The sequence below is a fragment of the Flavobacterium sp. MAHUQ-57 genome (assembly GCF_051908335.1).
Taxonomy (GTDB): domain Bacteria; phylum Bacteroidota; class Bacteroidia; order Flavobacteriales; family Flavobacteriaceae; genus Flavobacterium.
Genome location: NZ_JBPZTE010000007.1, coordinates 1079899 through 1102795, shown reverse-complemented (window position 1 = coordinate 1102795; position 22897 = coordinate 1079899). Strand labels below are relative to the sequence as shown.

16 protein-coding genes are annotated in these 22897 nt (G+C 37.5%); 13 read left to right on the top strand and 3 right to left on the bottom strand.

Going from position 1 to position 22897, the window contains the following annotated elements; all coding sequences use genetic code 11:
* Positions 1 to 59: 59 nt before the first annotated feature.
* Genes ACS8MM_RS13035 through ACS8MM_RS13025 form a run of 3 tightly spaced genes read left to right on the top strand, consistent with a single transcriptional unit; the run spans position 60 to position 3354 of the window.
* The gene (locus ACS8MM_RS13035; protein WP_379717625.1) at positions 60 to 1340 is read left to right on the top strand and encodes a tetratricopeptide repeat protein; all 1281 of its coding nucleotides are present in this window, start codon (positions 60 to 62) and stop codon (positions 1338 to 1340) included.
* 5 nt (positions 1341 to 1345) lie between these two features.
* Positions 1346 to 2125: a DUF4292 domain-containing protein gene (locus ACS8MM_RS13030; RefSeq protein ID WP_379717623.1), complete on the top strand. Its 780-nt coding sequence runs from the start codon at positions 1346 to 1348 to the stop codon at positions 2123 to 2125.
* Between the two features lie 14 nt (positions 2126 to 2139).
* Positions 2140 to 3354, top strand: coding sequence for a murein hydrolase activator EnvC family protein (locus tag ACS8MM_RS13025; protein ID WP_379717621.1), 1215 nt, complete (start codon positions 2140 to 2142; stop codon positions 3352 to 3354).
* Positions 3355 to 3391: 37 nt separating this feature from the next.
* On the opposite strand, the gene ACS8MM_RS13020 is transcribed toward ACS8MM_RS13025, so the two are convergent.
* Positions 3392 to 3904 (bottom strand): acyl-CoA thioesterase, encoded by a 513-nt coding sequence (locus ACS8MM_RS13020; protein WP_379717619.1) that lies wholly within the window; start codon positions 3902 to 3904, stop codon positions 3392 to 3394.
* Positions 3905 to 3983: 79 nt separating this feature from the next.
* Complete coding sequence (locus ACS8MM_RS13015; protein WP_379717617.1) at positions 3984 to 4919, bottom strand: SPOR domain-containing protein; 936 nt, start codon at positions 4917 to 4919, stop codon at positions 3984 to 3986.
* A 101-nt stretch (positions 4920 to 5020) separates the two neighbouring features.
* Between ACS8MM_RS13015 and dprA the strand changes: the two genes are divergently transcribed.
* From dprA to ACS8MM_RS12965, 10 genes are all read left to right on the top strand, one after another.
* A complete protein-coding gene (dprA, locus tag ACS8MM_RS13010; protein ID WP_379717615.1) occupies positions 5021 to 6124 on the top strand; it encodes a DNA-processing protein DprA in 1104 nt (367 codons plus the stop codon).
* 74 nt (positions 6125 to 6198) lie between these two features.
* Positions 6199 to 7566 carry an oxygen-dependent tRNA uridine(34) hydroxylase TrhO gene (trhO, locus tag ACS8MM_RS13005; protein ID WP_379717613.1) on the top strand — a complete coding sequence of 456 codons (1368 nt, stop codon included), beginning with the start codon at positions 6199 to 6201 and terminating at the stop codon, positions 7564 to 7566.
* A gap of 161 nt (positions 7567 to 7727) precedes the next feature.
* Positions 7728 to 8975 (top strand): PSP1 domain-containing protein, encoded by a 1248-nt coding sequence (locus tag ACS8MM_RS13000; protein ID WP_379717611.1) that lies wholly within the window; start codon positions 7728 to 7730, stop codon positions 8973 to 8975.
* Positions 8950 to 9450, top strand: a complete 501-nt coding sequence (locus ACS8MM_RS12995; RefSeq protein ID WP_379717609.1) for a gliding motility lipoprotein GldH — start codon at positions 8950 to 8952, stop codon at positions 9448 to 9450. Before ACS8MM_RS13000 ends, ACS8MM_RS12995 begins: the two co-directional genes overlap by 26 nt.
* Before the next feature lies 1 nt (position 9451).
* Positions 9452 to 11782: a penicillin-binding protein 1A gene (locus ACS8MM_RS12990; protein WP_379717607.1), complete on the top strand. Its 2331-nt coding sequence runs from the start codon at positions 9452 to 9454 to the stop codon at positions 11780 to 11782.
* 101 nt (positions 11783 to 11883) lie between these two features.
* A complete protein-coding gene (locus tag ACS8MM_RS12985; RefSeq protein WP_379717605.1) occupies positions 11884 to 12585 on the top strand; it encodes a CoA transferase subunit A in 702 nt (233 codons plus the stop codon).
* Between the two features lie 2 nt (positions 12586 to 12587).
* Entirely contained in the window at positions 12588 to 13244 is a 657-nt protein-coding gene (locus ACS8MM_RS12980) for a CoA transferase subunit B (protein ID WP_379717603.1), read from the top strand.
* 268 nt (positions 13245 to 13512) lie between these two features.
* Entirely contained in the window at positions 13513 to 16248 is a 2736-nt protein-coding gene (locus ACS8MM_RS12975) for a M4 family metallopeptidase (RefSeq protein ID WP_379717601.1), read from the top strand.
* Between the two features lie 127 nt (positions 16249 to 16375).
* Positions 16376 to 19615 carry a GEVED domain-containing protein gene (locus tag ACS8MM_RS12970; RefSeq protein WP_379717599.1) on the top strand — a complete coding sequence of 1080 codons (3240 nt, stop codon included), beginning with the start codon at positions 16376 to 16378 and terminating at the stop codon, positions 19613 to 19615.
* Positions 19616 to 19804: 189 nt separating this feature from the next.
* The gene (locus ACS8MM_RS12965; RefSeq protein ID WP_379717597.1) at positions 19805 to 20971 is read left to right on the top strand and encodes a class I SAM-dependent rRNA methyltransferase; all 1167 of its coding nucleotides are present in this window, start codon (positions 19805 to 19807) and stop codon (positions 20969 to 20971) included.
* 323 nt (positions 20972 to 21294) lie between these two features.
* On the opposite strand, the gene ACS8MM_RS12960 is transcribed toward ACS8MM_RS12965, so the two are convergent.
* Positions 21295 to 22896: a fumarate hydratase gene (locus ACS8MM_RS12960; protein WP_379717595.1), complete on the bottom strand. Its 1602-nt coding sequence runs from the start codon at positions 22894 to 22896 to the stop codon at positions 21295 to 21297.
* Position 22897: the final 1 nt, after the last annotated feature.

The following is a 22897-nucleotide window of genomic DNA, read 5'->3' as shown; positions in this document are numbered from 1 at the left end:
AAAAGGGGTTGGTAAATATTGCGTTAGCTTTTGGGATGTTTTGCATCTCAACTGTCGCTATGGCCCAAACCGAACCGGATGAAATTGCATTAGCGGAAGATGATTTTCAAGAAGCCTATTATGAATCGCTCAAACAAAAAGGCATCGAAAATTACGACAAAGCAATTGCTGCTCTGGAAAAATGCTTGAAATTGCAACCCAATAATTCGGTAATTTATCATGAATTAGGAAAAAACTATAGCTACCAAAAGAATTTTATTGAAGCTGAAAATGCGCTGATTAAAGCTACGCAAATGGAACCCAATAACAAATGGTATTGGATCGATTTGTACGAAGTGTATTATGAAACTAAAAATTACAATCAGGGAATTTTAACACTTCAAAAAATTATTCCACTAGATAAAAACTACAAGGAAGATTTATTGTCACTTTACATGTACACGCGACAATACGATAAAGCCTTGGTTTTAATCAACGAATTAGACGAAGCATTCGGTAAAACGGAAGTTCGTGATCGCTATCGATTGGAAATTAATGCACAAGCGTTAAACAACAGTACTGGAAAAAGTGACCTCGAAAAAGCCATAGAGCAAAATCCGCTAAATGAGGAAAATTACATTTCTTTAATTTACAAATACTCGGAGAATAATCAAGAGGAAAAGGCGAGGCAGATTACCCAAAAGTTGGAACAAAATATTCCCAATTCAGAATGGGCGCAAGTATTCCTGTTCAAATACCATATCAATGAAAACAAAGGAAATGAAGCTTTAGGATCTTTGTTGAAAGTTTTGGATGGTAGAAAAATTGACAAGAAAATAAAATTCAGAATGTTTAATGAATTTCTGATTTTTACAACGAAAAACCCAACTTTCGAAAATCAATTGACAAAAATCGCAACCTATTTTGAAAACGACACCGATGTGAATGTTTACAAAGAACTGGGGAAATTTTATTACAAAAGAAAAGATTGGTCAAAAGCAACGCAATATTTAGAGAAATCATTTGTAACAAACAATAGCGATATAGAAGCCAATATTTTCTTATTAGCTTCGTACGAAGAGGTCGCTAATTTTGAAAGTATGTTTAAAAAGGCATCAGAATTGGTAGACACCTATCCAAATCAGCCCGAATATTATTATTTCGCTGGAAAGGCTTCCAGTAAACAAAAAAATTATAAAAAAGCTATCGACTTTTTGGAAACAGGCATAGATTATGTAGTAGACAATGTAGCACTGGAAACCGATTTTTGTCAGGTTTTATCAGATGTGTTTAAAGCATTGGGAGATAGTAAAAAAAGTGATGAATACGCCCTAAGGGCCAATCGTCTTAAAAAGAAATAAAAAGAATGCAAAAAATAATTCCTATACTGCTTTTGCTAGCAGTGGTTTCTTGTAAACCCAAACAGAATTTAGTAGCTCCTGTGGATGTCGAAACCACAGTGTCGAATGAAACGGTAAAAAATATCATTTCGAATCATTATGCCGTTAATCGTAACTTTAAAACGTTAATGATAAATGCTAATGTTAGTTACGTAAGTCCAAAACAATCAATGAACGTTGCGGCTGATATCCGCATCAAAAAGGACGAAATGATTTTGGTGACAGTCAAGTTTTTTGGTATTACAGGAGCAAAGGCTTTAATAACGCCTACTCAAGTAAAATACTACGAAAAAGCAAGAAATACCTATTTTGAAGGAGATTATAAAATGTTAAGCCAATGGCTTGGAACCGATTTAGACTTTCAAAAGGTGCAGAACATGCTCATCGGACAAGCAATAGATGATTTATCAAAGGCAAAATATGATGTGGTTCAGGAGGAAAGCGCACCACGATTGGATGAAGTTACTACTGGAAATTTCATAAAATCGTTTGTGTTTAACCCCGACACTTTTACCATCAAAAAGCAAGAAATCAAACAATTGACACCAGAACGTAAAATGTTGGTGAATTATTCAGAGTATAAATCGTTCCCAGAAAGTGTTTTACCACAAGAAGTTGCTATTTTTGCAATGCAGAACAATCAAACTACTTCTATTGGTGTCGAATACAAAGATGCAAAATTCAATGAAGATTTGAATTTTGTGTACAATGTACCCAATGGATATGAACAAGTAATCATCAAATAGCCAAATAACACCGAATGTCAAAATATTTTATACTCCTTTTCGCTTTGTTTACAATAACTTCTTCTGTAGCACAAGAAGAAGAAAGACAACGCAAACTTGAAGAGCAAAAAGCGCGATTGCAAGAAGAAATCCGTCAGCAGGAAAAATTATTGCAAACACAGAAGAAAAAAGAAAAGTCGGCCGTAAAAGTGGTGGAACAGCAAAATGTGAAAATCGGTTTGCAACAAAAATTGATTAATACTACCGAAAAGCAAAAAAAGGTTTTGGGTAATAGTATGTACATCAATCAAGTGAAGGTAAATAATCTTAAAAAGGAATTGGTGGTATTGAAAGAAGACTATTCGAAGAATATCGTGAAGTCTTATAAAAGCCGATCGGAACAAAGTAAAGCCATGTTCATCTTGTCTTCTGATAATTTTTTGCAGGCCTACAAGCGTTTTCAATACATGAAGCAATATTCAAGTTTCCGTAAAGTGCAAGGAGAAGAAATTAAAGCCAAAACTTTAGAGTTGGAGAGATTCAATAATAAGCTATCAATTCAAAAGAAAGAAAAGGAAAAACTTATTGCCGAAAGCGAACAAGAGAAGAAAGAATTAGAAAAACAACGTCAAGAACAGCAAAGAGAACTGAATTCTATTAAAAAAGATAAGAATAAAATCATTGCTGACATACGTAAAAAACAAAAAGAAGCGAAGGCAATCGAACGTCAAATCGAACGATTGATTCGTGAAGCAATTGCCGCTGCCAACAAGAAGGCGGGTAATACCACCAATACTACTACTTTCGTATTAACACCGGAAGCCAAAGAGCTAGCGAATGATTTTAAAGCCAATCGAGGCCGTTTACCTTGGCCAGTAGAAAAGGGAGCATTAACCAAACGTTTTGGTCGTCAACCACACCCATTAGAACCTTCCATTATGATTGAAAGTAGTGGTATTGAAGTTTCTTCTGAAAGAGGAGCTAAAGCACGTGCAGTCTTCAACGGTGAAGTCAGTGATGTGCAAATGGCACCAAACGGTACAGCTACGATAATGATTCGTCACGGGGATTATACCACTACCTATTCTAACATTGGAAAAGTGTTTGTAAGTAAAGGAAGCAAAGTAACAACCAAACAAGCATTAGGAGAAATCTTCTACAATCAATCAGCAGGAAAATCGGTTTTGAAATTCTTGATTTACCAAAATACGACCAAATTAAATCCACAATCCTGGATTATCAATATGTAATAAAAAAGTCCCGAATTCGGGACTTTTTTTATTGTGATTAGGAAGTGAATAACGCTTTCAATTCTGTTGCTTCGTCGGGTTTCATTTTTCCGGCCAAAACCAAACTCAATTGTTTTCTGCGTAATGCAGCATCGAAACGCGCTTTTTCTTCTTCGGTTTCGGGTACAATTTGAGGCACTTCTACAGGACGCCCCGTTTCATCAACAGCTACAAACGTATAAATGGCTTCATTCGCTTTGGTTTTACTGCCAGACTCACGATCTTCAATCCAAACATCAATATAAATTTCCATTGATGACTTGAAACTTCTAGAGACTTTCGCTTCTACAGTGACTACACTTCCTAATGGAATGGCTCTGTTAAAAGCAACGTGATTTACAGATGCAGTGACGGTGATGCGACGGGAATGACGACGTGCAGCAATACTTGCAGCTCTATCCATTCTGGCTAATAGTTCGCCACCAAATAAGTTATTCAAAGGATTGGTCTCACTAGGTAAAACCAAATCGGTTAAAACCGTTAAGGATTCTGAAGGGAATTTAGTTTGCATGTTAATTTTTTATAAAGATACTAAGTTATGATGTTTTGTAAATAAAAAAGCCTTTCAGTAGTGAAAGGCTTTGCGTGTATTATTTTTCTTCCAGGAGAATCCAAGCGTCTTTGTTTTCTTCACTTTGGATTTTCAATAATGCTTCGTCAGCCTCAACTTGAGATGAATACGTTCCATACAATACAGAAAATAAATCATCTTCATTTCTTGCTAAAACCGATGCCTGATACCCTTTTTGAATTAGTAAGTTCATCGCGTTTTCTGCATTTTTCTTATTTCTGAAAGAACCGGAAACAATGTGAAAATCGTAATTCAAGTTCGGGTTGATTGTTGCCTCAGTAATAGGATTGCTAATAAAAAATGTAGCTTCCTGTATTTTGTTTTTCAATTCTTTTTGAACCTCTGCTTGAACTATCATGGTTTCGGTTTGTTCCTGTTGGGTGATGTAAGTGGCATAACCAAATCCTGCGCCTCCCAAAGAGAGAACAAACATTGCCGCATATCGTAAATAAGGACGGCTAATCTTTCGCTCTTGGATCAATTCAATTGTTGGCTTTTCTTCAACTGAAGCATCAATAACTTTCTTCAATTCTTCACGCTTAACTACCGGAGAAACAAACGAACTTAATCCGAATGCATCGGTAAGATAGTTTACATGACTAGAAGCTTCAAAGACAATGTTGTTTTCAGGATTTAATTTCAAAAGTCCAATACCTTTGAAAATCAAATAATCGCGATTCTCTAATTTGATATTCCATTCTGCAACTTCTGTTTTAACTTTACCAAGAGCTTCCGCATAGGTGGTTTTTTCAACTTGAGCAATGTGATTGGCTAATAAGCCATCGTTACTTTTTATATTCGCATTAAAAGCAATAACTTTTTTCGGTGGGAAAAAGGTGTGGTTACTTTCCTGTATGTTTGCAGATATGGTTTCGGTTAAAAAAGCACCAAAACCCGGAACCGTTACACATTGATAACGGTACAATAACTGAGAAATGTATTGTGAGATATTCATAGCAACAAAAATAAAGAATACAAGACGAAATAAAAATTTTATCAACAAATGTTATTAACAATTTAAATTTCGTTTATTTTGTGATTCTATTTTTATACGCCATGTTACAACAAGATTTATTATATGCCTTAGCCTTATTAAAGGTAGAAGGGATCGGTGATGTCACCGCAAAAAAGTTACTACAGCATTTGGGTTCAGCAGAAGAAGTCTTCAAAGCCAAACCTAAGGAGTTGGCAAAAATTGACGGTATCGGACCTTTACTTAGTAAAAGTCTTCAAAAGAACACTTACTTGCAACTAGCGGAAGCAGAATTGCAATTCATACAACAACAAAACATTCAGGTTTTACATTATCAGGAAGCGCTGTACCCAGAAAGACTCAAACATTGTTTTGACGCTCCTGTTTTACTCTTCACGGCAGGAAACATCAATCTGAATAATCGAAAAATAATTAGTCTCGTAGGAACTCGAAAGGTGACTTCTTATGGTGCCGAATTTTGTAAAAAACTTATTGCTGATTTAGCACCACTGAATCCTATTATCGTTAGCGGGTTTGCTTATGGTGTTGATATTATTGCACATCAATCGGCGATGGAAAATAAACTACAAACAATTGGTGTTTTAGCACACGGTCTCAATCAGATTTATCCGAAAGTACATAAAAAGTATATGGCCAAAATGGAAGAAAATGGAGGCTTTATAACCGAATTTTGGAGTACTTCCAATCCGGATCGAGAGAATTTTGTCAGACGAAATCGTATCGTAGCCGGAATGTCTGAAGCGACTGTTGTGATTGAAAGTGCTGAAAAAGGAGGCTCATTACTTACTGCTACCATGGCTAATGACTATAATCGTGATGTGTTTGCCGTACCAGGCCGTACCACCGATAAATACAGTCAGGGATGTAACGAACTAATTAAAAACAATAAAGCACAAACTTTAACAAATGCCTGTGATTTGATTTATCACCTGAATTGGGATATTAAAAAATCAACTCAAAAAGCGATTCAAAAACAGTTGTTTGTTTCGTTAGATGGTGATGAACAAAGTATTTATAATTATCTACAAAAACAAAGTAAGGCGCACTTGGATACAATCGCCATCGAATGTGGAATTCCAGTCTTTAGACTTTCTTCTATTCTGTTAAATATGGAATTGAAAGGAGTGTTGAGGCCTTTGCCTGGGAAAGATTTTGAAATTATATAAAAAGCAATACCTTTGCATCGGAATCCTTCCATCTAGGGTTTGTATTTATTAATTTCTCACTTAACGTTTATAGCATGCAACTGTATAACACCTTAAGCGCAGAAGAAAGAAAAGAACTGATTGATCAGGCTGGTCAACAACGCCTTACGTTGTCTTTCTATGCGTATGCAAACATTGAAAATCCTCAAAAATTCAGAGACGATTTATTTATTGAATGGAATAAGCTAGATGCTTTAGGCCGAACTTATGTGGCCAAAGAAGGTATCAATGCGCAAATGTCGGTTCCGGCTGAAAATTTCGAAGCTTTCCGTGAAACTTTGGAAGCCTATGATTTTATGAAAGGTATTCGATTGAATGTTGCTGTGGAACAAGATGATCATTCATTTTTGAAATTAACAGTTAAAGTTCGCCATAAAATTGTTGCCGATGGGTTAAATGACGCAACTTTTGATGTAACAAACAAAGGAGTGCATCTGAATGCAAAAGATTTCAATGCCATTTTGGATGATCCCAATACAATTGTAGTGGATTTCAGAAATCATTACGAAAGTGAAGTAGGTCATTTCAGAGGAGCAATTACTCCCGATGTGGAGACCTTCCGCGAATCACTCCCAATCATCAATGATCAATTGAAAGATTTCAAAGAAGATAAAAATTTGGTGATGTATTGTACCGGCGGTATTCGTTGTGAAAAAGCTTCTGCCTATTTCAAGCACCAAGGCTTTAAAAATGTATACCAACTAGAAGGCGGTATTATAAATTACGCCAAGCAAATTAAAGAAGAAGGACTAGAAAGTAAATTCATTGGTAAGAATTTCGTATTCGATCATCGATTAGGAGAAAGAATTACAGATGATATTATCGCGCAATGCCATCAATGTGGTAAGCCTTGTGATACCCATACGAATTGTGCTAATGATGGTTGCCATTTGTTATTCATTCAATGTGATGAATGTGCAGATAAAATGGAAAACTGTTGTTCATCCGATTGTTTAGAAACAACGCATTTGCCTTTGGCTGAGCAGGTGAAGAAAAGAAGAGGAATTCAAGTTGGTAATAAAATTTTCAGAAAAGGTAAATCGGATTCGTTAGTGTTTAAAAAATCAGGTGAGCTTTCTGCAATTCCATTAGCTAAAGCGACCGGTGAAGAAAAACCAAGAAATATCCGTCAGAAAATAAAAATTAAAAAAACGCTCGTTGGAAAAGCGGAACATTTCTTCGTAAAAGCCAATGTTGCACAGTTTTTAATTACCAATGGTGAAATTGAGGTGGGTAATACAATTTTGATTTCTGGCCCAACAACAGGTAACCAAGAATTGGTAATTTCCAAATTGCGTGTAAATGGTTCAGAAGGTACAAAAGGAACTGTAAATGATAAAATTACCTTTGAAGTGCCTTTTAGGGTACGTCTTTCTGACAAACTATTCAAGATCATCGAATAAATTTTTTAAAATTTACCGATTTTAAATCCCAAATCCCAAAATGTAAAAATTGGTATTTGGGATTTCTTTTTTGGAATTTAAAATATGTATCTTTACCCTCTAATAGTAATTTGGCAATAGTAGTTTCATGTTACAATGGAACGATCAATATATATAAAATTATGGCATGTAATAGTTGTTCAACCTCGACTGGCGGAGCGCCAAAGGGGTGTAAAAATAATGGGACTTGCGGTACCGATAGCTGCAATAAATTAACTGTTTTTGATTGGCTTTCTAATATGAGCCTTCCAGGAGGTCAAGAGCCTTTTGATTGTGTGGAAGTGCGTTTCAAAAACGGGAGAAAAGAATTCTACAGAAATTCAGAAAAGCTGACCCTTAGCATTGGTGATATTGTTGCCACTGAAGCATCTCCAGGACACGATGTAGGTATTGTTACTTTAACCGGAGAATTGGTTAAGGTTCAAATGAAGAAAAAGGGGGTAAATCACGAAGGTGAAGTTCCTAAAGTGTATCGTAAAGCATCACAAAAAGACATCGATATTTGGAGCGAAGCACGCGATAGAGAAGAGCCAATGAAAGTTCGTGCTCGTGAATTGGCAATTGCATTGAAATTGGAAATGAAAATTTCGGATATAGAATTTCAAGGTGATGCCTCAAAAGCAACGTTCTATTATACAGCCAATGACCGTGTCGATTTTCGTCAATTAATTAAAGATTACGCAAGTGAATTTAAAATCCGTATCGAAATGAAACAGGTAGGTTTCCGTCAGGAAGCTTCTCGTTTGGGTGGTGTTGGTTCTTGCGGACGAGAATTGTGTTGTTCTACTTGGTTGACCGATTTCAGAAGCGTGAATACTTCTGCAGCACGTTACCAACAATTGTCGCTAAATCCTCAAAAATTAGCGGGACAGTGTGGTAAATTAAAATGCTGTCTGAATTATGAATTGGATACGTATATGGATGCTTTAAAGCATCTTCCGGATATGGACACGAAGTTATATACAGATAAAGGAGAAGCAGTATGCCAGAAAATAGATATTTTCAAAGGGTTAATGTGGTTCTCTTATGTTGATAATTTCTCTCAATGGCATGTATTGAAAGCAGAACATGTAAAAGAAATTATGGCATTGAACAAACAGAAAACGAAAGTTTCTGCGTTAGAAGATTATGCAATTGAAGCTGATAAACCGGAAGTGGAAAAAACGTTCCAGAATGCAATGGGTCAGGATAGTTTAACCCGTTTTGATCAGCCTAAAAAGAAAAATAAAAACAACAATAAAAAACGTCGCCCTCAGCAAAACCAAAATAAAGAGCAACAGCAACCGGTTGCACAAGCTGGTGGTGAGAAAAAAGAGAATAAACCAAACCGTTCTAAATTTAGAAATGACAAGAAGAATCCTAAAAAGTAGCCTGCTGTTTTTTTTCTCCGCATTGATGTTGGTGTCATGTGATGAAAGTCAGGTCTTTGATGAATACAAAACAATCGAAGATGGATGGCATAAAGACAGTATTATTACATTTGATTTTGAGCAAAAAGCGTCAAATATTCCTGTAAACTTGTTTCTTAATGTAAGAAATAATAACGATTATGAGTTTAGTAATCTATTCTTGATTGTGAAAATGGAACAGCCCAAAGGAAAAATAAAAGTGGATACTTTGGAGTATCAAATGGCTAATGCTGATGGAACACTTATGGGTGAAGGTTGGTCAGATATTAAAGAAAACAAACTTTGGTACAAAGAAAATATGTCTTTCCCTGAAGACGGAAAATACAAAGTATCCATTCAACAAGCTGTAAGACAAACCGGAAAGGTTAAAGGTGTGGAACGTTTGAATGGGATTACAGAAATAGGTTTTAGAATAGAATCATTACAAAAGAAATAGGATGACACAAAAAACAAAAACTAGCAAACCAGACTATTCACCTTACGTGAAAAAATTCTGGAAATTTTTCTTCATGGGATTTGGAGGAATTTTATTGTTTTTCCTTTTTGCTTCTTGGGGACTTTTTGGTCCTATGCCTTCTTTCTCAGAGTTGGAAAACCCGGAATCAAATTTAGCTACCGAAATCATCTCGTCCGATGGAGTTACTATCGGAAAGTTTTTTAATGAAAACAGAACACCAATCAAGTACGAAGACTTGCCTCCACATTTGGTAAATGCTTTGGTTGCTACCGAAGACGAACGTTTTTACGAACATTCAGGAATTGATGGAAGAGGAACAATGCGAGCGGTTTTAAGTATCGGTACAAGCGGAGGAGCTAGTACATTAACACAGCAGTTGGCTAAGTTATTGTTTCACGGTGAAGGGTCAAAATTTTTACTGTTTCGTATTGTTCAAAAAGCAAAAGAATGGATTATTGCTATTCGTTTAGAACGCCAGTATACCAAAAATGAAATCATTGCAATGTACCTAAACAGAGCCGATTTTATCAATACGGCTGTTGGTATCCGATCGGCTTCCAAAGTATATTTTGCTAAGGAACCGAAAGATTTAACTGTTGATGAAGCAGCCATGCTGGTCGGAATGCTTAAAAACCCTTCTTTGTTTAACCCTCTTCGTCGTGAAGAAAAAGTAAGACTTCGACGCAATGTGGTATTGAAACAAATGGAAAAGAACAATTTCTTGACGGCAAGCCAAAAAGAAAATTTTCAGGCGAAACCCATTAAATTAACATTTACTCCAGAAAAATACAACGAAGGAACAGCTACTTATTTCCGTGAATACCTTCGAGATTACATGAAAAAATGGGTATTGGAAAATAAAAAAGAAGACGGTTCTGATTATAATATCTATTCTGACGGTTTAAAAATCTATACTACCATCGATTCTAGAATGCAATTGTATGCCGAAGAAGCTGCGAAAGAACACTTGGCAAATCTGCAGGAAGAATTTTTTACGGAAATGAAGAAAAATAAAACGGCACCGTTCGTGAATATCCAACAAACAGACATCGATAAAATTATGGAACGATCCATGCGTAATACAGAGCGTTGGAGAATTTTGTCGGAAAATGGAAAAGATGAAGAGGAGATTAAAAAATCATTCTACATCAAAACGAAAATGACCGTTTTCACTTGGAAAGGAGATAGAGATACCATCATGACACCGTACGATTCTATTCGTTACTATAAACATTTTTTACAACCGGGATTAATGGCAATGGAACCGCAAACCGGTTTCGTTAAAGCGTGGGTTGGTGGAATAGATTATCGTTATTTCCAGTACGACCACGTTGGTTTAGGTGCAAGACAAGTGGGTTCAACTTTCAAACCGTTTGTGTATGCGACAGCTATCGAACAATTAGGGATGTCACCATGTGATACTATTGTGGATGGTCCTTTTATGATTCGCAAAGGTAGACATAATGTAACGGAAGATTGGGAACCGAGAAACTCTGACCATAAATATCGAGGAATGATGACATTGAAAAAAGCTTTAGCCAATTCGGTGAACACGGTTTCAGCAAAATTAATTGATAGAACGGGACCGGATGCGGTGATTGATTTAGTGAAGAAATTGGGAGTTGAAACGGATATTCCTTCTCAACCTTCGATTGCTTTAGGAGCGGTAGATATGACCGTGAGAGATTTAGTGGCCGCTTTCAGTTCGTTTGCCAACCAGGGAATTTATTTGAAACCACAGGTAATTACGAAAATCGAAGACAAAAACGGTAACGTCATTTTTGAACCAAAATTAGAATCCAAAGACGTATTGAGTAAAGATGTTGCGTATGCGGTTATCAAATTGATGGAAGGAGTAACCGAATCCGGTTCCGGTGATCGTTTGAGAACACAAGGAGGAGGATGGAAATACAATAGAGTAACGGGTTATCCGTACATGTTTGATAATCCTATTGCCGGTAAAACAGGAACAACTCAAAATCAATCCGACGGTTGGTTTATCGGAATGGTACCTAATTTGGCAACAGGTGTCTGGGTGGGTAACGAAGACCGTTCGGCGCATTTCAGAACATTGGCATCCGGACAGGGTGCTACCATGGCTTTGCCAATTTGGGCTTTGTTCATGAAAAAATGCTATGGTGATCCTACTTTGAATGTATCGAAAGAAGGTTTCGAAAAACCAAAAGATTTATCAATCAAAGTGGATTGTTATGTTGCTCCGAAAAGAACGGTTAGTGACTCTATCGCCAATGATTCTATTGCGGTTAAACCAGAAGATGAAAATAATACAGACGAATTTAAAATTAATTAAATTGTACTTGAAGCTTTTCCAGCTGTACGCTGTATCTTTTATTGCCATTTGTTAAAGCAATAAAAGGATGCCGCTTCCATCTGGGCTAAAACAACAAACTAATGATTAACAGAAAAGTAAACAACGTTAAAGAGGCTTTGCACGATATTAAAGACGGACAAACCATCATGCTAGGTGGTTTTGGTCTTTGTGGAATTCCTGAAAATAGTATTGCCGAATTGGTAACTAAAAATGTAACGAATTTGACTTGTATTTCGAACAATGCAGGTGTAGACGATTTTGGATTGGGTTTATTATTGCAAAAGCGTCAAATTAAAAAAATGATCTCTTCTTATGTGGGTGAAAATGCCGAATTTGAAAGACAAATGTTGTCCGGAGAATTGGAAGTGGAATTAACACCTCAAGGAACTTTAGCAGAGAAATGCCGCGCCGCTCAAGCCGGAATCCCCGCTTTTTTTACTCCGGCAGGTTTTGGTACCGAAGTGGCTGAAGGAAAAGAAACTCGTGAATTTAACGGAAAAATGCATGTGATGGAATTAGCATATCAAGCTGATTTTTCAATCGTAAAAGCTTGGAAAGGGGACGAAGCAGGAAATTTAATCTTTAAAGGAACCGCACGTAACTTCAACGCTTGTATGGCAGGAGCTGCTAAAATCACTATCGCCGAAGTAGAAGAATTAGTGCCGGCGGGTACATTGGATCCAAACCAAATTCACATTCCAGGGATTATGATCAATCGTATTTTCCAAGGTGAGAAATTTGAAAAAAGAATCGAACAACGTACGGTAAGACAAAAAAGTTAATCATGGCATTAGGTAAAGAAGAAATCGCAAAAAGAATCGCAAAAGAAGTTAAAGATGGATACTATGTGAATCTAGGTATCGGTATACCTACTTTAGTAGCCAATTATGTTCGAGAAGATATTTCGGTTGAATTTCAATCTGAAAACGGAGTTCTGGGAATGGGACCATTTCCTTTCGCAGGAGAAGAAGATGCAGATGTAATTAATGCCGGAAAACAAACCATAACAACATTACCTGGCGCAAGTTTTTTTGACTCTGCATTCAGTTTCGGAATGATTCGCGCGCAAAAGGTTGATCTAACTATTTTAGGCGCTATGGAAGTTTCTGAAAATGGAGATATAGCCAACTGGAAAATCCCAGGAAAAATGGTGAAAGGTATGGGAGGCGCTATGGATTTAGTAGCTTCTGCCGAAAATATTATTGTAGCCATGATGCACGTCAATAAAGCAGGAGAATCTAAAATTCTGAAAAAGTGTACTTTACCACTAACCGGAGTTGGTTGTGTGAAGAAAGTGGTTACTGAATTGGCCGTTTTGGAAATTACAGACAAAGGCTTCAAATTATTGGAAAGAGCACCTGGTGTTTCAGTAGACGAAATCATCAAAGCTACCGAAGCAAACCTGATTATAGAAGGGGAAATTCCTGAAATGGTATTTTAAATAATTATTAAAAAATAAGTAAAAGGGTCGTGCATTGCACGACCCTTTTTTGTTATGACATTAACAAAAAATATGGTTTTACCATATTTTTATTTCAATACTTTAACATATTTTTGTTTTTTAACGATATAAAACCAAATATTGTTAAGAATATTCAAAATTTGTAAGTGTTACGCTCGGTTTTTATTAATGTTAATAATTCTGCATAAACACTGCGATTTTGATAAAAATAAACAAATTATTAACCAACCAAAAAACCAACCAAATTATGAAAAAACAACTACGCGGTTTAGCCTCGCTGACTGCATTGTCGTTGTTTACATTGTCGTCGTTTGCTCAAACAGACAAAAATGTAAGCAAAATTGAAAAAAATGGAAATGGAACTCCTGGTTTCATAACATTTAATGAAAATGCAGGCTTCAAAACCTCAGATTCTCAATCGCTGTTCAAAAGCCAATTGGGTTTAAAAAACAACCAAAACTTCTCAAAGATTAAGTCAAACACTGACGAATTGGGTTACACCCACGAAAAATTTCAATTGTTTCACCAAGGTATTAAAGTAGAATTTGCCAATTACACGCTTCACGCTAAAAATGGCAGAGTTACTGCAATGTCAGGTGAGTACTACACGATTGGAAATATCGATGTACAACCTTCGCTTTCTGCAGATGCAGCATTGAATAGAGCATTGTCACAGATCAAAGCTAAAAAATACCTTTGGGATAATAAGGAAGAAGCTTCAAAACTGAATTATGAAAAACCAAAAGGGGAATTGGTATTGCTACCCGTTAGTGATAATGATGTAAAACTAGCCTATAAATTTGACATCTATGCTACCGCTCCGGTAAGTAGAGGTGATGTTTATGTTGATGCTAAAAACGGACAAATCTTATTCTATAATGCAACCATTAAGCACTTAGGCGAACATAGTCATGGTAAGAATTTAGTACCTAACAATAACAATGATGTTAACCTATTCAAAACACCTTCAATTTTCGTTGCAGCCAATGCAGCAACACGTTACAGCGGTACACAAACAATCCAAACGCTATTGAGTGGTTCTTCGTATATCCTTCAGGATAATACAAGAGGTGGTGGTATGCAAACGTATAACATGAAAAAAGGAACCAATTATTCTTCAGCAGTAAACTTTACGGATGTAGATAACAACTGGACTGCTGCGGAGTTTAATAACACCAATAAAGATAATGCTGCACTAGACGCACATTGGGGTGCCGAAAAAACGTACGATTATTTTAGTACTGTGCATTCTAGAAATAGTTATAATAACGCAGGTGCAAAGATTAACAGTTATGTTCACTATAGCAGCAACTATAACAATGCATATTGGGATGGTTCTCGAATGACCTATGGTGACGGAAGTGGAACAGGAGGATTTAACGCTTTAACGTCTCTAGACGTTGCTGCACACGAAATCGGACATGCTGTATGTACTTACACGGCCAATCTAGCCTACCAAAAAGAATCAGGTGCAATGAACGAAGGTTTCTCAGATATCTGGGCAGCTTGTGTTGAGTTCTTTGCTGCACCAACAAAACAACCTTGGTTAATTGGTGAAGATATCGAAATGAGATCAGGACATGTGGCATTGCGTTCAATGAGTAACCCAAATGCTGAAGGACAACCGGACACGTATGGTGGAACGTATTGGATTAACCCTAATTGTACACCAACACAATCCAACGACTATTGTGGAGTGCACACGAATTCAGGAGTGCTTAATCACTGGTTCTACATTTTGTCAGTAGGTAAATCGGGAACAAATGATTTAGGGAATGCTTTCAATGTAACAGGTATCTCTGTTGATAAAGCAGCTAAAATCGCGTACCGAACAGAAGCAAATTACTTGTCTGCCAATTCAACTTTCGCGAACGCAAGAACATATTCTATACAATCGGCTACAGAATTATACGGTGCCGGTTCTGCGGAAGTAATCGCTACTACAAATGCATGGCATGCTGTAGGTGTAGGTGCTGCTTATTCTGGTGGAGGAACAGATACTACTGTACCAACAACACCTACAAATTTAGCAGCTTCAGGAACAACTTCGTCTTCTACGAACTTGACTTGGACAGCTTCTACAGATAATGTTGGAGTTACAGGTTATAACATCTATAATGGGGCAACTTTAGTTACGACTTCTACTTCGAATTCAGCTACTGTTGCTGGGTTAACAGCTTCAACGGCTTATACTTTCACAGTTAGAGCAAAAGACGCAGCAGGCAATTTATCTGCAGCTAGTAACGCGGTGAATGTAACGACTTTAGCTGGAGGAACTACAACCTACTGTGCATCCAAAGGAAACAGTGTAGTCGATGAATATATCGATTATGTTGCTCTTAACGGAATGACGAATACTACCGGTGCAAATGCTGGTTACGGTAACTTTACAAGCTTAGTAGCGAATTTACCTTACGGATCCAATACTATTGTTTTCAGCGCAGGATTTACAGGATCTGCTTATACAGAATACTGGTCTATCTGGATCGATTACAACAAAAACGGTACGTTTGAAACTTCAGAAAAAGTAGTAGCAGGTTCTTCTTCAAGTAGCGGCAACTTATCATCAACTTTCACAGTACCAACCACTGCTTCGGCTGGAAATACAAGAATGAGAGTTCAAATGAAATACGGTTCTACTTCAACGGCTTGTGAAACGTTTTCTTATGGAGAAGTGGAAGATTATACAGTAAATATTGGTGCTTCTGCTATTACAACTGTAACGGGTGATGCTACAATCGCAGAAGAATCTAACGTGTTCGATTTCGATATGTATCCAAACCCAACAGAAAATACTTTGAACATTAGAATGATAGATAACCGTAGTGTTTCTTATCAAATTTACAACCTTATGGGACAATCTTTGAAAACAGGAAAAGTAACACAACAAGAAATTAATGTGGCTGACTTAGCTTCTGGATTGTACATTGTAGAAGTGAATGATGGTCAAAAAGCGATTACTAAAAAATTCGCAAAAAAGTAAATCAAATAAATTAAACTAATCTAACTGGAAAGAGGCTGAGCAATCGGCCTCTTTACATATCTAGGTTTTTGAACAATTTCAAATGTTTTAAAAGCGATACTAAAAATTTAAAAAAAACCAACACACCATGAAAAACAAACTAATTAAAAAGTATAGCCAACTAGTAATAATTGGTTGTATGTCGTTTTTTTCTACTGTTGTGAATGCACAGTTTAATTCGGATGCACCATGGATGAATGAAGCGTCTACAAAAGCAAAAGGAAAAGAATTGACTATGGATGAAATAGTAGCTTCTTTTGATGCGTATTGGCTAACACACGACAAAAACAAAAAAGGATCGGGTTACAAACCGTTCATGCGCTGGGAGTACTATTGGAGAAATAATACACACCCTAACGGAACTTTAATCACACCTTCGGAAACTTGGAACGCTTGGAAAAATAAAAAGAATGCCAAAAAAAGAAGCACCAATTCCATAACTGCTAAAGTAACAAATTGGCAACCAGTGGGACCATTTTCACATACAATTACAGGATCATGGTCTGCCGGACAAGGAAGAGTCAATGTAGTCTATGTCGATCCTAATAATTCCAATATTATATATGTAGGAACACCTGCCGGAGGGATTTGGAAAACGACCAATGCCGGAACCAATTGGACTCCACTATCGGATGAATTACCACAAATTGGAGTGTCAGGAATTGTGACCGATCCTACCAATTCCAACATCATTTACATTGCTACCGGGGATAAAGATGCAGGTGATACTTATTCAATTGGAGTGCTAAAATCAACAGATGGAGGAACAACATGGAATACTACCGGATTGTCTTTCTCAAATACTTCCACCAGAGCTGCAGATATTTTTATCCATCCTACCAATCCAAGCATCCTATGGGTGGCAACCAGTGCAGGGGTATATAAAACTTCCAATGCAGGGGTTTCTTGGACCAATGTATTAAGCGGAAATATTAAAGATATTAAAATAAAACCGGGTGATCCAAATACGGTGTATGCCGTTACAACTTCAACGTTTTATAAATCAATAGATGCGGGCTCAACATTTACTGCCGTTACTTCTGGATTACCAGCAAGTTCCGGACGATTAGCCATTGATGTGACGCCCGCAAATTCCGCCTATGTATATGTATTAAGCGCAACAACAGGAAATGGTTTCCAAGGATTGTACCGCTCTACAAACAGTGGAACATCATTCACTAAAACAGCTTCAACCACCGATATTTTCGAATCTACTCAAGCATGGTACGATATGGCATTGGCCGTTTCTAGAACCAATGCCGATTTGGTCTTTACAGGTTGTTTGAACGTTTGGAAAAGCACGAACGGAGGAACTTCTTTCACAAAAGTGAACAGCTGGAGTTCGCCAACTTCTGCAACATATACACATGCAGATATTCATTTCTTAAGATATTATGGTGATAAGCTATACTGCGGAAGCGATGGTGGTATCTATGTTTCTTCCAACAATGGAACCTCTTTCAGTAGCCTAACTACCGGTTTGCAAATCGGACAATTCTATAAAATCGCCGTGTCCAAACAATCCTCAGGAAATATGGTTGGTGGATTACAGGATAACGGAGGGTATGCTTATAGCGGTAGCCAGTGGAAAAATTATTATGGCGCCGATGGAATGGATACTGGAGTAGATCCCAATAACAGCAGTAAATACTACGGTTTTATCCAATCGGGTTCGAATTTGTATGTAACAACTAACGGTGGGAATAGCTTGACTTCAACCATTACCGGTCCTGGTACTGGAAACTGGGTAACACCGTTGGCTATAAACGCAGCCGGAGATGTTTTCGGAGGGTATACCAAAGTCTACAAACTAAACGGAACTTCTTGGATTGGCAGTACAACCACTTTCGCCAGTAATGTGGAAAATGTAATTATCGATCCGTCAAACGACAATATTATGTATGTTTCTGACGCAGCCAAATTGTATAAAAGTACCGATAAGGGAGTTAACTTTACCTTATTGTATACTTTCCCAACAACAGTAAAAGACATCCGTGTTCATTCTACCAATGGCACTATCATTTATGCAATTACGCAAGGAACCGGAGGTTTGGTATATAAATCAACCGATTCTGGTGTTACGTTTACAAGTATAAATACCGGATTACCGTCTATTGGTAAAAATGTAATTGTGCATCAGGCAAATAATCCGTTAAATCCTTTATATGTAGGAACTTCATTGGGCGTGTATTACAGAGACGATAGCTTGACGGCTTGGGAACCTTTTGATACAAATCTACCGAATGTACCGGTAACCGATTTGGAAATCAATTATGTCGACAACAATATTACAGCTGCAACATACGGTCGTGGTGTTTGGAGAACGTCTATTGCAACAAGTACAGATACTCAGGTTCCATCTACACCAACTAATTTAGCAGCCTCAGGAACCACATCTTCGTCAACAAACTTGACTTGGACTGCTTCAACTGATAATGTTGGGGTTACCGGATATAATATCTACAACGGAGCAACATTGATCACAACTTCCGCATCGAATAGCGCTACAGTTTCCGGATTGGCAGCTTCAACGAATTATTCTTTTTCTGTTAGAGCGAGAGATGCTGCAGGAAATGTATCAGCATCTAGTAATGCGGTTGCCGTGACAACTTCTCCTATAACGATTACCTATTGTGCTACTAAAGGAAACAGTGTGGCCGATGAGTTCATCGATTATGTAGCCATCGGTGGAATAGCTAATTCGACTGGAGCTAACGCCGGATATGCTAATTTTACCAACTTGGTAGGTAATCTACCTTACGGATCCAACACCATTACCTACAGTGCCGGTTTTACAGCCTCAGCGTATACCGAATTCTGGGCAGTGTGGATTGATTATAATAAAAACGGTACTTTCGAATCAACAGAGCAAGTGGCTTCTGGTTCATCGTCTAGCAGTGGAAATCTGTCCAGTACGTTCACTGTGCCTACCACAGCTTTGGCCGGAACTACAAGAATGAGGGTTTCTATGAAATACAACGCAGCACCAACGTCTTGCGAAACGTTCTCGTATGGAGAAGTGGAAGATTATACCGTGAATATTGGCGCAGCAGCACCGGTAGTACCAATTAGTGCAACTGCAATCGCTAATGAAGAGAATATTTTCGATTTTGATATGTATCCGAACCCTGTGGAAAGTATATTGAATGTTGCTATGGTAGATAACCGTAAGGTGTCGTTTGCAATCTACAATCTGAACGGTCAACAAATCAAAACCGGAAAAGTAGCTCAAAAAGAAATTAATGTGTCCGACTTGGCTTCAGGATTGTATATTTTAGAAGTTAATGACGGCCAAAAAACAATCAGTAAAAAGTTTACCAAAAAGTAAATCGGTATAACGAATACAGAAACAGAAGAGAGGTTGAGCAATCAGCCTCTTTTTTTATAAAATAAATCATAGCTTTGCATAATAATTTGGGCGTGCCCCTTATCCCGTTTTACAAACGCAATAAGGGTCGGGCTGTTCGCGCTACACGGTAGCTTGCTTCCATCCCTCACGCGGCTTAACACAGAAAAAATGTCCTATCCGAAAGTTATTTTAAAATCAGGTAAAGAAAAATCCATTCAACGTCGCCACCCATGGGTGTTCAGCGGAGCCGTTTATGGTGTAACACAAGAAGTGAATGACGGTGAAATGGTCGATGTGGTCGATTCCAATAACAATCATTTGGGTACAGGCTATTTCAGTGATAAAGGAAGTATCGTAGTACGTATCTTAACTTTTGCCAAAGAAACATTTTCAGAAACCTTCTGGAACGATAAATTGCAATCGGCTTGGGAATTACGCACGAAATTATTGGATTTGGAAGTAACCAATGCGTTCCGTGTAATTCACGGAGAAGGCGATGGAATTCCGGGTTTAATCATCGATTATTACGATAAAAACTGGGTACTGCAAGCACACTCTTCGGGTATTTATTTCCAAATTGAGAAAATAGCAGAAGCCATAAAGCATAATTTTGCTACCAATTGTGATACGATTTATTGTAAAAGCAGTGGTACGTTACCCAATACGGGTAAAGACTTTTTCTTATATGGCGATAAAGCTGAAACCGTAGCTAAAGAAAATAATATTCTATTTGCTGTTAACTGGGTTGAAGGCCAAAAAACGGGCTTCTTCCTGGATCAAAGAGACAATCGTAAATTGTTAGGAGAATACGCGAAAGGCAAAAAAGTATTGAATACCTTCTGTTATACGGGTGGTTTCTCTATTTATGCCATGAGCGCCGGTGCCGAGTTGGTCACTTCCGTGGATATTTCCCAAAAAGCAGTCGATTTGGCCGACAAAAATATGCAACTGAATTTCCCGGATTCCAATCATAATCCTGTCGCTTCCGATGTATTCGAATTCATGAAAGCACACACACAACAGTACGATGTAATTGTATTGGATCCGCCGGCTTTCGCTAAAAGCATCAAAAGCAAACATACCGCTACACAAGCATACAAACGGTTGAATATTGCCGGATTGAAAGCATTGGCGCCAAAAGGTATTCTGTTTACTTTTTCTTGTTCTCAGGTGATTGACGATGTATTGTTCTACAACACGGTTGCCGCAGCGGCTATCGAAACCGGAAGAAACATTAGAGTATTACACAAACTCTCACAAGGTCCGGATCACCCAACCAACATTTACCATCCGGAAGGACATTACTTAAAAGGATTGGTTTTATACGTAGAGTAGAATTACTGAAATGATTTTTAAGCAAAAGTTTTCAAATTATAATGTTTTATCTACGGGTGTAGATGGAGGACATTACTATATTTCAACTTAAATTAAATACAAAGGATTAACAAGAACAATAGTAGTGTTTTTTGAAAATAAATTAGACGAAAAAGCGCTATTGGCTAATGAAGAGATTTTGGTAAGAGGTAATTTAATTGACGATGGTTTGCAACAATCTTTAACTCTAAAAATACTATAATTATTCGTTAAATAAAAAAACCCGCTTCATCATTGAAGCGGGTTTTCTATTTTCTTTACTCTTTATTCTATTGTCTTAAAAACTATAAATTAGCAAAGAAATCATTGCCTTTGTCATCGGTGATGATGAACGCAGGGAAATCTTTCACTTCAATTTTACGAACGGCTTCCATACCTAACTCTTCAAAGTCAACCACTTCAACTGATAAAATGTTTTCTTTGGCTAAAATAGCTGCTGGACCACCAATAGATCCTAAATAGAATCCTCCATAAGTAGCACAGGCATTGGTCACTTCTTTAGTACGGTTTCCTTTTGCTAACATGACCATACTTCCTCCGGCTGCTTGGAATTCGTTCACATAAACGTCCATTCTTCCCGCAGTAGTCGGCCCAAAACTTCCCGATGGCATTCCGTCTGGGGTTTTCGCTGGTCCGGCATAATACACCGGGTGATTTTTAAAGTAGTCCGGCATCGGTTTTCCGGCGTCTAATAATTCTTTGATTTTAGCGTGAGCAATGTCTCTAGCAACAATCAATGTTCCGTTAAGTTTCAAACGGGTTTTGATCGGATACTTCGACAACTCAGCCAATATTTCTTGCATTGGTTTGTTCAAATCAATCTCCACTGCAGGTTCCAAATGCGGTGCGGTTTCTGGTAAAAATTGTTTCGGATTGGTTTCCAATTGTTCCAAAAAGATACCGTCTTTGGTAATTTTTCCTTTGATGTTTCGGTCAGCAGAACACGATACTCCCATTCCAACCGGACATGAAGCAGCATGACGCGGCAAACGAATCACACGAACATCGTGGGTTAAATATTTTCCTCCAAACTGCGCACCAATATGACTTTCTTGACAAATTTGTTGTACTCTGGCTTCCCATTCTAAATCACGAAACGCCTGTCCTGACATGTTTCCAGAAGTAGGTAGGTTGTCATAATAACCGGCAGAGGCTTTTTTTACAGTAGCTAAATTCGCTTCTGCAGAAGTACCACCAATTACAATAGCCAAATGGTAGGGAGGACATGCCGAAGTTCCTAAATCCATGATTTTTTCACGGATGAATTCTTCTGTCGATTTCTCGTTCAATAAGGACTTTGTCTTTTGGTATAAGAAAGTCTTATTTGCCGATCCACCACCTTTGGTCAAGAATAAAAATTCGTAAGAATCTCCTTTTTTAGCATAAATGTCAATTTGCGCCGGAAGATTCGATCCCGAGTTTTTCTCTTCAAACATAGAGATAGGAACAATCTGTGAATAACGAAGATTTTTGTTTTGGAACGTATTGAAAATCCCTTTCGATAACCATTCACCATCATCTACACCAGTATACACATTTTCTCCCTTTTTTGCCATCACGATTGCAGTTCCTGTATCTTGACAAGAAGGCAGTTCTCCATCAACGGCTACCACTGCATTCTGCAATAAGTTGTACGCCACGAAACGATCGTTGTCTGTAGCTTCGGGATCATCAATAATATTTTTTAGCTTTTGTAAGTGTTTTGAACGAAGCATGAAAGAAACATCATTCATCGCTTCTTGCGCCAATAATTCCAAACCTTTTGGATCTACGGTTAAAATTTCACGGTCGCCTAATTGTTCTGTTTTTACATAATCAGAAGTTAATTTTTTGTACTGCGTATCGTCCTTTAAAATAGGATACGGGTCTTGGTATATAAAGTCCATG

Bases quoted from the DNA above. Each gene is read 5' to 3' on its own strand.
- ACS8MM_RS12970 (WP_379717599.1), top strand. From the start codon at position 16,376: ATGAAAAACAAACTAATTAAAAAGTATAGCCAACTAGTAATAATTGGT.
- trhO (WP_379717613.1), top strand. From the start codon at position 6,199: ATGCAACTGTATAACACCTTAAGCGCAGAAGAAAGAAAAGAACTGATT.
- ACS8MM_RS12975 (WP_379717601.1), top strand. From the start codon at position 13,513: ATGAAAAAACAACTACGCGGTTTAGCCTCGCTGACTGCATTGTCGTTG.
- ACS8MM_RS13035 (WP_379717625.1), top strand. From the start codon at position 60: ATGGCCCAAACCGAACCGGATGAAATTGCATTAGCGGAAGATGATTTT.
- ACS8MM_RS12980 (WP_379717603.1), top strand. From the start codon at position 12,588: ATGGCATTAGGTAAAGAAGAAATCGCAAAAAGAATCGCAAAAGAAGTT.
- ACS8MM_RS12995 (WP_379717609.1), top strand. From the start codon at position 8,950: ATGACAAGAAGAATCCTAAAAAGTAGCCTGCTGTTTTTTTTCTCCGCA.
- ACS8MM_RS12965 (WP_379717597.1), top strand. From the start codon at position 19,805: ATGTCCTATCCGAAAGTTATTTTAAAATCAGGTAAAGAAAAATCCATT.
- ACS8MM_RS12990 (WP_379717607.1), top strand. From the start codon at position 9,452: ATGACACAAAAAACAAAAACTAGCAAACCAGACTATTCACCTTACGTG.
- ACS8MM_RS13000 (WP_379717611.1), top strand. From the start codon at position 7,728: ATGGCATGTAATAGTTGTTCAACCTCGACTGGCGGAGCGCCAAAGGGG.
- ACS8MM_RS13020 (WP_379717619.1), bottom strand. From the start codon at position 3,904: ATGCAAACTAAATTCCCTTCAGAATCCTTAACGGTTTTAACCGATTTG.
- ACS8MM_RS12985 (WP_379717605.1), top strand. From the start codon at position 11,884: ATGATTAACAGAAAAGTAAACAACGTTAAAGAGGCTTTGCACGATATT.
- ACS8MM_RS12960 (WP_379717595.1), bottom strand. From the start codon at position 22,896: ATGGACTTTATATACCAAGACCCGTATCCTATTTTAAAGGACGATACG.
- dprA (WP_379717615.1), top strand. From the start codon at position 5,021: ATGTTACAACAAGATTTATTATATGCCTTAGCCTTATTAAAGGTAGAA.
- ACS8MM_RS13025 (WP_379717621.1), top strand. From the start codon at position 2,140: ATGTCAAAATATTTTATACTCCTTTTCGCTTTGTTTACAATAACTTCT.
- ACS8MM_RS13015 (WP_379717617.1), bottom strand. From the start codon at position 4,919: ATGAATATCTCACAATACATTTCTCAGTTATTGTACCGTTATCAATGT.
- ACS8MM_RS13030 (WP_379717623.1), top strand. From the start codon at position 1,346: ATGCAAAAAATAATTCCTATACTGCTTTTGCTAGCAGTGGTTTCTTGT.